We start from the raw sequence: 14,811 nt of genomic DNA on the forward strand, positions 1-14,811 counted from the left end.
AAAACAAAATTATATGCAAATATTTTAATGTTTTTTTTCAGGTGCCTGCAAAACTGAAGCCGTTTGCAGTTTTGTCCATGTTTTAAGTTTAAAGCCGTGTATGGCATAAAAGCAGAGGTATGCGTAACAAGGCAATAACACCCAGTAGGCATCGCGTACATTGAACCTATCGGCCAGATAACCATAAATAAGTGGTAAAATGGCATTTCCGCTTAATCCCATTATCAAAATGGATGCCCCGATTTTAATAAACCTACCTAGACCATCCATTGCAAGCGGCCATATCCCTGCCCATATCATCGAATTGGCGAAACCCAAAAGCACAATAAACCAGATGGAAATATGGGTATGATGACCAAAAACGGTTACTTCGCCCTGTGCATAAATGATAAGAAAAGTAAAAATGATGCCCAGAAAGGTACAGATCCTTAAAGCAATCAATTGGCTCAGATAACGCGGAATAAGCGAGATCCCCAGCAGATATCCAATAATGGTGGCAGAAAGGGTGTATGATGGAAAAGCTTTAGCCTCCAATAGCGAAATCCCCATTGAATGTGCATAACCGATTACGGTATCAACAGCAAGTACCTGCGAGCCTACGTGAAGGAAAATGGCAACCGCACCCAGTATCAAATGCGGAAATTCGACGATATTTTTTTTGGTCGAGGTAATAGCTGCCACCTCTAAAGTTTCCTGATTAGTATCGATTTCGGGAAGCGGCGAAAAACGAACAAAAAAGCCCAGTAGCAACAGGATTGTACCAACCGTTGTATAGGGCACAATTACCCTGCGGGCCAGCTCATCCAAAATCACTTTCTGGTCTGCTAAGTGCATACCATTCAGTTCTTTAAACAACTGGGTATCGGTTGGCCGCAATATAACTGCAGCAAACAGCAGTGGTGCAATAATACCAGCCATTTTATTACAGATGCCCATAATGCTAAAGCGCTTTGCAGCACTCTCTTTTGGCCCAAGGATGGTAATGTATGGATTGGCTGCCGTCTGCAAAATGGCCAAACCGGCACCGAGTGTAAACAGGCCAAGCAGAAAAAGCTCGTAGGTGCGTGTATAGGCTGCAGGAACAAATATAAAGGCACCACAGGCCATAATCCAGAAACCGGCCATCATCCCTTTTTTAAAGCCTACTTTTTTTAATAGGTAGGATGCTGGTACAGCAAAAACCAGATAGGAAATGTAAAAAGCAAAGGCAACCAGATACGACTGCAGATTGTTCAATTGACAGGCAATCTTAAAATATGGAATGAGTATCGCGTTGATCCAGGTGACAAATCCAAAGATAAAAAACAGCCCTGCTATAATAGAAATTGGCACAATGCTCTCTTTTCCGAAGTTGGTTTGATTGCTCATATTAATTTCTTTTTGCAGATAACGTACTGTACAACAATTCTATTTTTTTGTTCCGGAGGGCATTTTCTGTCTTGAGTTCGGGCAGATAAAAACTATCCTGGTTAAGTTTAATAAAACGTTTATCAATTTCTTTGGTTGGTAATGCCTCAAGCCGTTTCAATAATGATGGAATCGTGCCGGGATCGAAATCCGGTGCATTTACAGCCGCTTCAATCTGCATGTACTTCAGGTATTGCACCCTGATATCGGCCATTAACCGGTAATGTTCAAACTCCGGCTTGTTTTTAGCTGGGTTCAAGCCAGCAAAAATCGCTGCCGCCTGTTGCGCAGAATCTAACAATTGCGGAATAGTCTGCTCCCCTCCCGTCACCTTGCCCTGATTAATTTCAAATGCCCTTACACTAAGGGCTGTTCGAAATCTCTTTGCATCCGCTTCATTTAGTGCGTATTTATCAATGGCATACTGTTCTATAAAACGGTCTTTATTTAACACAAAACCATTATTTAAGCTCGATATATAGGCATCAACAAGGATATTGAATCCTGTAATGGGATATACATGCCTGATGGCGTGTAGGTCATAAATATCGGTATGGGTTTCAAAAACAGGAGAATAGACACCAGATGTAGACCATGAGGTCATCACCATTCCTTTATAACCCAGTTTTGCCGATTGCGGAATAAAATCGGTTATGTTTTTGAAATGTTTGTTCCAGTCGGTAAGGAAATAATTATCCGGATTACTTCTCAATGCAGGTGCACCCCATATTTCAAATCCGTACGACATCAATTTTTGATGATCGCCAAAACGGTTCAGGTCCCAGCCATAGTTCCAATCTACCAATACCGTTTGTTTTGGAAGATTTTTTAGTGCTTCAGGGTATTTCATGGCAATGTCTGCCCAGATAATCGGGCGTTTGCCAAGACTTACCACCACATCGCAGATCATTTTGATATAATCGCCATATAAACGTGCCATGCCCAGCTTCTTTACTTTCTCCTGTGATGCCGGCGAATGGCCAAGCAGATAGGTTTCGTCTCCACCGACATGGATATAAGGCGAATGGTGTGTACTGATCATATCTTTAAAGAGATCGGTAAACAATGCTTTCGCTCCTTCTTCCTTGATCGGATTGATCTGCGAATAATCTTTTTGGTCTTCCCTTAAATCGGCATAGCGGTAGTTTTTCAGGATATACTCCACATGCCCGAAACTTTGCTGCAAGGGAATCACATCAATACCGATTGAACTGCAATACGCGACGAATGACTTAATTTCTTCAACAGTATAATGGTAACGGTTAGCAATAATGGCATGTTGTTTGGCATAAGGATAACTTGCCTCCCATTCCATGATCAAGGTATTGATACCACCTTTGCTCAGCTTCAGCGCAAAGGTCTTCAATGCTGGCATTTTCATAACCTGGATCCGCAGATCGAGATGGAAAGCCCTTACCGGGAATTCGTTCTTATCCTGTGCAGCCGTGGTAAAAACCTGAAAGGAAAAAATCAAAAAGAATAACAGGAGCATACACTTTTTAAGCTCGAGTAGGCGATGGGTATGGGGATGATTGTTGCACATAGAAATTTGTTTGTGTTTGGGATGCCCTGCTCGGGCAAATTAGCAAATATTACACTTTAATATAAATTCTTTTCAAGTCCATTATTAAGGCAAACAGCCAGATAAAAAGCATGTAGCTTATGGCATATAAAAATGATGAAGCGTATGCATTAAGCCAGCTGGCAAAGTAATGGGAATGGATAAAAACCGGCAAGGGCATTCCATTTGCGGTAAAAAGATATAAAATGCTGTTGACTGTCCACGCCAGAATATAAATAAACAGGGCATTTTTACCGAATACAACAAAGAACCCGGCCCATTTAATCCACTTCCATCGATCAATAACGAGGATTAGTACACCCAATACCAGCAGATCTATTCCAACAGTTAGCAAAACATAGGAACTTGTCCATAGTGATTTATTTATCGGAAAAATGCTGTGCCATGCCCATGCAATAACAACCATGGCAACACCGCTCGTCAAGAATTTGCTCATCGTTCCTGACTGTTTCTGCTGCAGTGCTCTACCTGCGAAATAACCTATCAATACATTTACAATTGCTGGCAAACAGCTCAATAGTCCCTCAGGATCAAAAGGCAGTCCATATCCCTGGTAGAGGTTTTTTTCTGGAACAATCAAAAGGTCGAGTTTGAGCACGGCATTGCCTGCCAAACTGTAAGGATCTCCATGGTCACCAAAAAAATAGAGCATGGCCCAATAGGCCAATAAAATGATGCCTGCCAAAATGATATTCACTTTTTTTGGAAAGTAGTAGATCATTAGCGAGGCAATAAAATAACAGATCGCTATCCGCTGTAACACACCGAATAACCGGATATTTGCCCAGGATTTCAAAACAAATCCTTCATTTTGCAACATCACAAAAGGAAACTGGTTAAGCAATAGGCCGATAAAAAAAATAGTTAATGCCCGTCTGAACGCCTTTTGAAGAAACTGTTTCTGGAGCCCTGGAAATTCATATCTTTTCATGCTGAAAGCCAGCGCATTTCCTACTACGAACAAAAAAGTGGGAAATACCAGATCGGTTAACGTAAAGCCATGCCAGGCGGCGTGTTTTAACGAAGCATAAATTGCCGACCGGGTTCCGGGTGTGTTTACCACGATCATAAGTGTAATGGTCATTCCCCTTAGTACATCAAGCGATAAATACCTGGATGAGCCGTTCGTTTCTGCATTGTTCATATCGATGATGCTTATTTTGTAATTTTAGGGATACTAAAAATTGTTCTTCCACCCCTGCCCAAACGGTTAAAAGCCCGAAAAGCGTAATTCCCATCTGCAACAAGCGGGTGGGTATAAATCTTACTTTTGATACTCGGTTCACTCCCATCGGTGGTATAACGGATGTCAAAGCCAGCAAAGCGTATATTGGCCATTAAAAGACCATTCTCATTCTTTAATCCCACTGTTGGAATCCTGTAATTATAGCCTCCATTGTAATAATCCAACCTTGGCAGTTCCTTTTTGGCCAGAACATTAATAAAATTCGACCAATCCTTTTGGTAGGCTTGTTTATAGGTCAACGAGTCGATCGGACCTGCCCATGCCGGATCTTTTGCCCAGGCCCGCTCAATTAGTCCGAACAGTTTAGGAAGCAATAAGTATTCAAACTGATCCTGATTTTTTATAATTTCGCTCCATAAGGGAGCCTGCATACCTACGATATTATTTTTGCCCGCCTCGGTTAGTTTTTCATACACACGGGCAGCGGTTGAAGTTTCGGACTGTCGTTTTTCACGCAGATAATCAAAAGGAATAAAATTGAAAGGCTTATCCACATCAACATAACCACCCCAATATTGCCCAGGTTCGAAATAGCTGGTATTATAGGCAAGATCGAGGTAAAGATTGGATACGTTGCTCAGTACTACCTTGTAACCTGCGTTCGCCATCCTATAGGCCAAATCCTCATTCGGAAACTGATTGTTCCAAACATCTACATGAAAGTTTTCGCTGGCAAAACGGGGATCAACAATCATGGTTTTCTTTCCGTTGACCAAAGTTTTACGGAGCCCGATTTCTTCCCAGCCTGAAAGATACAAACCTCTTTCTTTTAGCATGAGGTTAATCTTATTGAAATAATAATACCACATTTCGTCAACCGAACTTACCGTGCTATTCGAATTTAATACAGCCCTAACCGCTGGCGATTTCTCCCAGACACCCGCCGGCACTTCATCACCACCAAAATGGATGGTATTCAGCGGTGCGTGGGCCTCTTTGTACATGGCAATCAATTCATCGGTAATTTTGGTTAAAAACCTGTAGGTAGAAGGCAATGCGACATTAATTACATTATCGTTAAATCCCTGTACCGATCGATAAATTGATCTATCCGCAGTATCCCTTAAAAGGTAAGCCGTTGCATTTTGCTGCTCTCCACGATTTTTATAGTACTGATAGCGGGCGTCCATTGCCTTTATGGCAGCCCTTGCATGCCCTGGTGTTTCTATTTCGGTGATCACTTCAATATGATTTGCAGTAGCATATTTCAAAATTTCTACGAAATCCGCTCTGCTGTAATAACCGCTTCCCGTTTTATTGTTTCTTGATGGTCCCGAGCCATATGCGGGAAGAATTTCTTTTTGTTCGTTTAAGGCATGTCCCCGGTAGGCACCAACAGCAGTCAATTCCGGTAATCCAGGTATTTCCAATCTCCAACCTTCATCGTCTGTGATGTGAAAATGAAATTTATTCAGCTTGTACATTGCCATCAGGTCAAGGGTTTTTAGCACTGTCTTTTTAGGCTGAAAGTTCCTTGCCACATCCATCATAAATGCACGATGGCCAAACCTGGGTTCATCTGTAATGTTTATTGATGCTATATTTAATGTTTCGCCCTTCTTTGACCATGCGGCCAGCGGCATTAAACTTTTAAGCGATTGAATACCATAAAAAACCCCGGTATTAGCGCCCGAAGTAATGGTAATTTTAGCTGTATTTACCTGTAGCTGATAAGCATCATCGGCAATTGAAGGATCCAATCTGAGTTCAATTGTTTTTCGTCCGTCAACGTCTTTTTCAGGCACATTTTTTAAAACTTTACTTATTTCCTTAATCAGGTATTTTTTTTCATTATTTAACTGTTTATCAGCAACAATGCGCACTGTTTTATCTAAATAAAAAAAGCCAATGCCTTTGGTAAAATGAACCGGAGTCGGAAAAACCGGCATTAATTGATCCTTTGATGTACCGACAATTGCCCTGTTCTGGGTATAAATTTCATCTGCTAGTTTTCGTTCCTCCTCATTCACATCAACTACTGTTTCCATTTTTACTTTGAGTGGGATGGCACTGCTGTTCTGATCATCCCAGGCCCAGTAAAAGCCTTTTGGGAAATCGGTAATATTTTTGGCTGCTCTCGATACAATTGATATTTCAACAGATTTTCCGGCGGGGATTACTTTAAGCGTGCCGTTAGGAACAAGTGCAAATAAATCACCATTGATATGCCTTACCGAGATTGGCCCACCTTTAATATTGTCGTACACATCGCCTGCGTTGAAAAAAACCGTCCAGCCTTTAAGTGGAAAATCTATCTTACTGCCGTTAACGACTGTAAAATTTACAAGTGTTTCCTTTTTACTATTTGTATTCTGCCGGATAATTTTCCATTCCAATTTCAGCTCATTAGGATTGAAACGATTTTGTGCCCAAGTATTTATACAAAAAGATAAAACAAGAAAAACTGTTAGGTATCGCATAGAATTTTAAATTAGCTATTGATTAAGCACAGCACCCACGCTGTTTTTTTATTGAATTAAGACTTACAAGGGTATGTATTTGAACTCGCGGATAATGATCTCAACATTCTGTCCGTTTGATGGAGGCACCGTTTTGAACAGCCACAAATTCATTCGAACAGGCATCGGAACTGTACTGATCGATGTAGCCGGTGCATTCCATGTTTTGGTAGCGAACAGATTTGTATTCCCATCCTGGTGACCGTGCAAACTCTTGAAAACAATAGAATTAGCAGTTCGGGTAAACCGATGTGTTGTCCAATCGCCAGTGAGCGTAAAATTCTGCAAATATTCTACATTCTTTGGCGTGGTAACCCCTACGGCAGGCCAAACTGTATAATTAAGGTTATTGGCATTGTTCGGATAGCCCCATCTCGAAAATTCGATGTCCATTTCGTCGTGCAGATTGACACCTGAATAATTGAAAAGTCCAAAAACGATGTTGTGGTCCAGCGTATCTATCCTTCCCACCACTTTCCATTGGTAGGTGCCATATCCCAGGGTATCCAACATAATAACCTCTGAGCATTTCCATGTATTGTTACTCAGATCTTTGGTTAACTTTAAGTGGAGGTACCCATTTGCATCTACAAAAACATTCGAACTGCTCCAATAGTTGGCCCAGGGACCAGCAGTACCACTTCCGCTATCCTTAACTTGCCAAGTGTACCCCGAAAAATTTATAGTGGTCTGATTAGTTATTAAATTGGTTACAGGATTTACAGCAACAGCCTTATTCTTGCCTGTCAGCGGCTGTAAATTATTTATCTGCTCTTTCTTACAGGAAGCAAATACAGTGGACACAATCAAAAGTATCCACATTAAATATGGTCTTGTTTTCATAATTAATGTTTTTTAGTTTCCGGATGCATGGGTGCTGTGCTTAGAATTGGGCAAATAAAATCTGGTCGGCCTATTTTTTAGGCCGTTATAATTATTGATGAGCAAAAAGTTCCTTTGTTAAAAACTGATAAAATTAAAGGGGAATAAATTTGAAATCTCTGATTACAATCTCTACATCTGCATTATTGGATGGGGGAACGCCTTTAAAGATCCAAAGATTGATAAATACAGGCATTTCCAGTTTACTGATCGATGTTTTAGGTGCATCCCAGCTTTTGGTTGCAAAAATATTTTTGTCGCCGTCCTGAAATCCGTATAAACTGGTAAATGTGAGCGATTTTTCTGTACGTTTAAAACGATGGGTGGTATATGTTCCATTTAAACTGAAGGGTTGTACGTGTTCTACATTTTTAGGTTCAGTAACCCCACTTGCGGGCCAAATGGTATAATTCAGGTTTTTATTATTTTCTGGGTGCCCCCATTTAGAAAATTCGATATCCATTTCATCATGCTTGTCCTCGCCAGAATAATTAAATAATCCAAAAACGATATTATGATCGAGGGTATCTATACGGCCATCAATTTTCCATTGATAAGTACCATAACCCAGTTTTTCCGTCATAATTACCTCCGAGCATTCCCATATACCGGTTGCAGGATCTTTGGTGAGCTTTAAATGCAAAAAACCGTTCTTGTCGACAAAGGCATTCTTTTCGCTCCAGCTATTTGGCCCCGGTTCACCTTTTTTTGATCTGATTTTCCAGGTGTAACCTGCAAATTTTAGTGTTTTAGGTTCATCCTCATTTCGGCTTAAATTGGCTTTTTTAAGCTGTGGAACGCCCCCCTCTGGGTTGGTAAATCCCGACATCGACAGTGCTGTAAACAACAGCAAAGCCGATAAATAAATACTTTTTTTCATTTTGGTTCTTCTGTTTAGTTGATATTTATAATGGTTAAATTTTAATCATGATGTCTTTTTTGTACATCCACCAGGCGAGTGCAGTAAATAGCAGCATATAAAATATGCCACTGGCCAGCGAATCGAGGTATGGGGATTCAAAGATTGGCTGCAATAGTTTATGGTAAATAAATGTTCTCAGATCCATACTTCCGCCTGATGTTTTTATCGGAATGATATTCAGAATTCTGGGCAATAGTTCGGAGAGAAAATAAAGCGTAATGGCATTCCGGCCCAAGGCTAAGAACGGGAGGAATGGAACTTTTATCCCTTTTATATCGATGAGGTAATAACTCGCAGAAAGCCCAACGCAGGCCAGTCCTCCTGTATAAAGCACATATGAACTTGTCCATAAGGATTTATTTATCGGAAAAAACTGCCCCCAGGCAATTCCTAGCATTATAGTGCTTAATCCAAGCACCAGTAAATGGATGCATCTTCTGTTCATGCCGTACTTGCTATTCCTTAAAATATGGCCTGTTACTATGCCCATAATTACTGTGGCTATCGAAGGAATGGTACCAAGCAATGCCTGTGGATCCCAGGTTTTGTGGAGCAAATGGGAGGTGCCAAACAAACCCCGATCCAGGTAAGCACCCATATTGGTATCTTTTCCATAGTTGGCGGCTCCAATACCCGGAACAGGGATAAAGCTCAATACGCACCAGTAGCCAACCAGGAAAAGAATGCCCAATATAATCTGTGTACCAAGCTTTGTTTTTATAAAAATCAGCGTTGCTAAAAAATATACAATCGCTATCCTAAACAGGATGCCCTGTATACGTAAATTCAGAATTGCATCAATTGGTGCAGTAAACACCTTTGGAAACAGAAAAAGAACAAAGCTCAGTCCGATCATGATCATCGACCGCCTCGCTGCCGCAGCTATAATTTCACGATGAGGCGTGTTATAACGCTTTTTGTCCATAGCGAAGCATATCGACACCCCTATAATAAAAAGGAAAAATGGAAAAACCAGATCGGTAAGCGTGCAACCGTTCCAATCTGAATGCCCTAACTGAGGATACACATATTCATGACTTCCCATGTTGTTCACCAGGATCATCATGGCAATGGTAATTCCCCTGAAGACATCAAGAGATAGTAGTCTGCTCTGATTAACGGGTTCGATTTTCTCCATGGTTTGGTCAGTCGGTTGTTTTGTTTCGGGTACGTACACGTAAAATATTCACAGCTTTGTTTTTCTCAATTGGTTAAATTTTATACGGGAAAAAGTAGCTGAAATGTAAAGCTTACCCGATGTTTATAAACAACTGTATACTAAGCTTTAGTAATTACGGTAACGTACACGAAAATAAGGATTAAAATTAGAATCCCAAATTTATTTTCGAAATATTTCAAAAAAGGAGATCAGAGGGATTTAAATACTTGGTGTAAAGGATGGACAGATCAGTTATTATAAAAAAGATAATTTTCGCTGGTAATGATATCAATGGGCATATAATAAGACTTATCAAACTGTGCAGCATGTACCAGGTGGTTGTAAAGTGCCATGATCCCCCTATAGCCTTGCTCCTTTGGCTTCTGACTGATCAAAAATTCGATATCGCCGTTTTTCAGGTAATTGATATTATCTTCCAGAAAATCGTAGCCTATTAATTTAATATCGCCCCTTTTAGCTTCTTGAAGGTATTTAGCAACAGAAGATACCCTTGAATTAGTAACAAAGATTGCTTTAATCGCACGATTATCGAGCACCTTTGTTAATTCTTTCTTTACAGATGCATAATCGGTAGAACGGATATCCTGCTTAATGATCTCATTGTTTAATCCATTCTTTTTAAAATAATCCTTAAAGCCTTCTTCTTTGCGCAGTAGATGGTGCAGGTTATCAATTTCCTTCGAAATATTCACAATCAGTACCTGGTCATTGCCCGAAACCAGATAACGCATTAAATGTGCACCCAACGAACCACTATGGAACAGATCCGGGCCGATATAACATAAGCTATCATGGTCTGGAATATCCGAATTGATAAATACGTAAGGAATCCGTAGTTTTTTACACTCGTCGGCAAATTTTTCCGATTCTTTCATAAACATGGGTGCTAAAAGCACGCCATCCACACCTGCTGCAAGGATCTGATCGGCCTGTTTTACAAAGCTCGTTTTATCGTTCTGATCAAAAAAATACTGCTCAACGGCTATTCCATATGGCTTCACCTCTATCCCGGCTTCCAAAATTCCATCCAAAGGTGCTTTCCAATAGTTTGTTTCAGCTGAAACAGCCGGAATAAGCACCGCTATATTCAGCGTTTTTTTTGAGGCCAGGCGTCTGGCCAAAATATTTGGTTGATACTCAAGTTCTGCTATAATGGCGAGGATTTTATCTTTGGTCTTTTTTGAAACACCTGTACGGTTATGCAGCACACGGTCTACCGTACCTATCGACACCTTAGCGCGACGGGCAATTTCTTTCACACCAACAAGTTCCTTATTTTCTTTCATGAAATCGTTCTTTTGAGCAGCCCCCATTACACCATGGCATTTGGGTGCACTAAATATAGATTATTTTGATGAAAAAATACTTCAAGACATTTTCGAAATCTTGCCCTTTCTCTATGAGAAATCAATAAGCCCTGAAATCTAAAAAACCAATATATCATCATATCTGATCGCACAAACATATTTGCTCCCGGATTTGGAAATATGAATAAAGTAGCTATTTTTACATCGTTAACGTACACGAAATTAATAATTTATTCAATATGAAAGCATTATTATTCATTTTTTCGCTTCTGATATGCACAGTTGGTCTGAAAAGTCAGGAGCTTAATCTCATTCCCTATCCTAAAAATGTAAAACAACTCAGTGGCTTTTATAGCTTAGTTAAGGGTACCGAACTGGTGGCTGAAAAAAAAGAATTCCAGCCCTTGCTCCAATATTTTAACCAGGCCTGGGCAGAGCAATACAAGGTGAAGAATAAACAGGAGCTCAGCGTAAAACTCAGTAAAGTTCAGGGCGGGATTTCGGGATCGTATACCTTACGTACTGATACAAAATTCATTCAGATTGCAGCACCGGACGATTCGGGCCTGTTTAACGGGCTCACTACGCTATTGCAGCTTTGTTTATCAGCTACTGCAAATAAAAAAACAATTAACATACCACGCCTGATTATACAGGATGAACCTCAATTTGGCTGGCGCGGGGTGATGCTCGACGAATCTAGGCACTTTTTTGGCACCAAAACGGTGAAGCAGTTGCTTGATTGGATGGCTTTTTACAAATTGAATAAATTTCACTGGCACCTAACCGATGCGAACGGGTGGAGATTAGAGATCAAAAAATACCCATTGTTAACCACTATAGGCGGTCGAGGAAATTTTACAGATAGCCTGGCTGCAGCCAGATATTATACACAGGCAGAAATCAGGGATATCGTATCATATGCCAGTGTCAGAAACATCACCATTATCCCAGAAATTGATATGCCGGGTCATGCCAGTGCATCCAATCATGCCTATCCAGAATTTTCGGGTGGAAAAGTCTCCGAAAATCCCGATTTTACTTTTGATCCTGCCAATGAGGGCACCTATACTTATCTCAGCAATATCCTCACAGAAGTAGCCAGCTTATTTCCTGGTAAAATGGTGCATTTGGGAGGCGACGAGGTGACTTTGGGCATTGATGCCTGGAAATCAAATCCCCGTGTACAAAACATGATGAAAGAAAAAAAATTCACCGATTTTACTGAACTTGAACATTATTTCCTGAAAAGAATGACGGATAGTGCAAGCAAAAAAGGCCTCCATGTCATCTGTTGGGACGAGGCTGTTTCTGCAAACCTCCCTTCAGATAAAGTGTATATTCAATGGTGGAGGCATAACAAACCCAATAGTCTTACAGAAGCTATTAGCAAGGGATACAAAGTGATATTATCGCCAAGATTACCGTTATATTTCGACTTCGTTCAGGATGCAGCCCATCAATCGGGAAGAAAATGGGGCGGACTGTATAATTCATATTTAGACATATACCACTACCCCAAACCAAATGAACAGCTTAAAAACGTGCTGGGCGTACAGGCCAATATCTGGACAGAAACCATAGCTACAGATCAACGGTTAGAGTTTTTGCTTTTTCCGCGTATTGCGGCATTAGCAGAATCTGGTTGGACAAGTCCCGAAGCTAAGAGTGAGGAAAAATTTAATTTACGACTGAAATCGCAAATAGCACTTTATAAAGCAAAAGGCATTTATTTCTATAATCCTTTTTCAACTAAAGAAAGTTCGGAGAAAATAGATTTTAAAAAGGAAAAAGAAGTTATTGATTAATTCTAATTCTGTACAGTTTACCATCTATAAACTGCACAGAATTGCATTGTTCCGGCCTTAATTAATATTAGTTTTTCGGCTCAATAACAGCTACATAACCTCCGTCTTTCACCATTTTAATATCGATAATTTCACCCGCCATGATTGGCTTAATAATCTTTTTAAAATCCATGGCCTGAAAATCGGCATTGATTCCATCCTGAATCAAGGTGATCTGATAATTTATACCTGGCTTTAAAAAAGAAGCTTTTGCCTTCAGGTCATGCGTTTGGTCATTGCCCATAGCTCCAATAAACCACTTCTCTCCCTTGCGCTTGGCTTTAACAATGTACTCGCCTACTCGTCCATCCAGTACTTTGGTTTCATCCCAGGTAACCGGAACACTGGTAATAAATGAAGTGGTTTCGGGTTCTTTCAAATAATTGAAAGGATTGTCGGCCAGCATTTGAAAACCACTTTCAAAAACGATATACATGGCCAATTGATGTGCCCGGGTTCCTATGCTCATGGTATTTACCCAGCTGGGTTTATAATCCTTTTTGTGAGCAGAACGCATGGCGCCAGGGGTATAATCCATTGGCCCAACAGCATTACGCAGGAAAGGCAAAAACAAATTATTATTAGGGGTAGCCAATCCGCCACCTATATTCTGCTCCATGCCCACTACCCCCTCATAAGAAAGTACATTGGGATAGGCTACTTCCAGTCCGGCAGGTTTAAATGCCCCATGAAAATCGACTAAAATATGGTGTTTAGCAGCCTCCTTAGCTACACGGGTATAATAGTTAACCATCCATTGATCGCTTCTATCCATAAAATCGATCTTAACGCCTGCAATCCCCCATCTCTCTAAGGTTTCGAAAATATTGAAGTTATTTTCTACCGCTAACCAGGTAAACCAAAGTACAATCTTTACATTTTTTGATTTTCCATAAGCGATGAGTTCTTGCAGGTTAATGGTTGGATTCGGTTCGAAAGGATTAAGTGTAGTTTTGGCCCAACCTTCATCCATAATGATGTAAGGGATGCCAAATTTAGCAGCGAAATCAATATAATATTTGTACGTATCCTGATTATAGCCCGATTTGAAATCTACACCATATACATAGGCATTGTGCCACCATTCCCAGGTAACCTGTCCTGGCTTAATCCATTGGGTATCCTTCAATTGATTTGGTGTACTCAGCTTATAAACCATTTCATTGGCAGCCAATTGTTCATCTTTATCCGTGATGACCAAAAAACGCCATGGAAAGCTCCTTTTTCCTACAGTTTTAGCAATGTAATTTGCTTCTTTAAGTATCTTTTTACTTCTATCGCCATCCTCTCCAAATGCTAAGGGTGCTTTAGGAAAAGTTGCTTCGATGGTTTGATCGTCGGTAGCCTTAACAAACAGGCAGGGGTAATCGTACAAATCGGCTTCAGAAAAAAGTGCTTTATACTTTCCGTTATCAAAAAGCATGGGCAAAACACTCATTTTACTTTTATCTACCTTGCCCAGTTCATTTTGGCGATAAAGGATTTCGTAAGCGGTTTTAAAGCCTGCCGTTTCCAGATAAGCAACTTTCACCTTGTTGCTAAAAGCGATGTGTACATCTTCGCTGGTAATGGAGATAGAATCTCTTTTATTGGTGATGAAGCGATAGGCAATACCATCATTATAGGCCCTGAACTCGACGCTAAAATCGCCTTTAAAATCTAAGCGTAAAAGATTATATTGATTGCTTACGGTACTATTTTTAAGGGGAACAACTGGAATAGAGCTTGAATTTACGCTGGAAAGTGTCTTTTTTAAGAACTTTGCATTAGCACCAAGTTTTAGCTGATCCAGATTAAGCTGGAGATAAGAATTTTTTAAGAAAGACTCGCCATTAAAGCTAACCGAATAACTGATTTTTTCTTTAACGTTTACTGAAATCTTTATCCTTTTATCTGGAGAGGATAAATCAATTTCTGCACTATAGAGCTTCAAACACGCGAGCAGCAAAATACAGGTGGTTAATAATTGTTTTTTCATT

Annotated in this window: 10 protein-coding genes; 1 reads left to right on the top strand and 9 read right to left on the bottom strand. The window is 40.2% G+C overall.

The window, feature by feature from the left end; translation table 11 throughout:
- Nucleotides 1-24 precede the first annotated feature (24 nt).
- The 8 genes from ASU31_RS17105 to ASU31_RS17140 form a co-directional block, all read right to left on the bottom strand.
- Nucleotides 25-1,368 (bottom strand): sugar MFS transporter, encoded by a 1,344-nt coding sequence (locus ASU31_RS17105; RefSeq protein WP_057933487.1) that lies wholly within the window; start codon nucleotides 1,366-1,368, stop codon nucleotides 25-27.
- Between the two features lies 1 nt (nucleotide 1,369).
- Nucleotides 1,370-2,899: a beta-N-acetylhexosaminidase gene (locus ASU31_RS17110; protein ID WP_245224558.1), complete on the bottom strand. Its 1,530-nt coding sequence runs from the start codon at nucleotides 2,897-2,899 to the stop codon at nucleotides 1,370-1,372.
- A 100-nt stretch (nucleotides 2,900-2,999) separates the two neighbouring features.
- Entirely contained in the window at nucleotides 3,000-4,133 is a 1,134-nt protein-coding gene (locus ASU31_RS17115) for an acyltransferase family protein (protein ID WP_057933489.1), read from the bottom strand.
- Between the two features lie 11 nt (nucleotides 4,134-4,144).
- Nucleotides 4,145-6,655 carry a family 20 glycosylhydrolase gene (locus ASU31_RS17120; RefSeq protein ID WP_057933490.1) on the bottom strand — a complete coding sequence of 837 codons (2,511 nt, stop codon included), beginning with the start codon at nucleotides 6,653-6,655 and terminating at the stop codon, nucleotides 4,145-4,147.
- Between the two features lie 63 nt (nucleotides 6,656-6,718).
- Nucleotides 6,719-7,537 (bottom strand): glycoside hydrolase family 16 protein, encoded by an 819-nt coding sequence (locus tag ASU31_RS17125; RefSeq protein ID WP_083505403.1) that lies wholly within the window; start codon nucleotides 7,535-7,537, stop codon nucleotides 6,719-6,721.
- A 133-nt stretch (nucleotides 7,538-7,670) separates the two neighbouring features.
- Nucleotides 7,671-8,456 (bottom strand): glycoside hydrolase family 16 protein, encoded by a 786-nt coding sequence (locus tag ASU31_RS17130; RefSeq protein ID WP_057933492.1) that lies wholly within the window; start codon nucleotides 8,454-8,456, stop codon nucleotides 7,671-7,673.
- A 34-nt stretch (nucleotides 8,457-8,490) separates the two neighbouring features.
- Nucleotides 8,491-9,636, bottom strand: coding sequence for an acyltransferase family protein (locus ASU31_RS17135; protein ID WP_157258077.1), 1,146 nt, complete (start codon nucleotides 9,634-9,636; stop codon nucleotides 8,491-8,493).
- A 269-nt stretch (nucleotides 9,637-9,905) separates the two neighbouring features.
- Entirely contained in the window at nucleotides 9,906-10,964 is a 1,059-nt protein-coding gene (locus tag ASU31_RS17140) for a LacI family DNA-binding transcriptional regulator (RefSeq protein WP_057933530.1), read from the bottom strand.
- A 260-nt stretch (nucleotides 10,965-11,224) separates the two neighbouring features.
- Between ASU31_RS17140 and ASU31_RS17145 the strand changes: the two genes are divergently transcribed.
- Nucleotides 11,225-12,793, top strand: coding sequence for a beta-N-acetylhexosaminidase (locus tag ASU31_RS17145; RefSeq protein ID WP_057933494.1), 1,569 nt, complete (start codon nucleotides 11,225-11,227; stop codon nucleotides 12,791-12,793).
- Between the two features lie 67 nt (nucleotides 12,794-12,860).
- Here ASU31_RS17145 and ASU31_RS17150 read toward each other — a convergent pair whose 3' ends face one another.
- The gene (locus ASU31_RS17150; protein WP_057933531.1) at nucleotides 12,861-14,810 is read right to left on the bottom strand and encodes a glycoside hydrolase family 97 protein; all 1,950 of its coding nucleotides are present in this window, start codon (nucleotides 14,808-14,810) and stop codon (nucleotides 12,861-12,863) included.
- Nucleotide 14,811 lies beyond the last annotated feature (1 nt).

The organism is Pedobacter ginsenosidimutans (genome assembly GCF_001442625.1).
Lineage (GTDB): Bacteria > Bacteroidota > Bacteroidia > Sphingobacteriales > Sphingobacteriaceae > Pedobacter > Pedobacter ginsenosidimutans.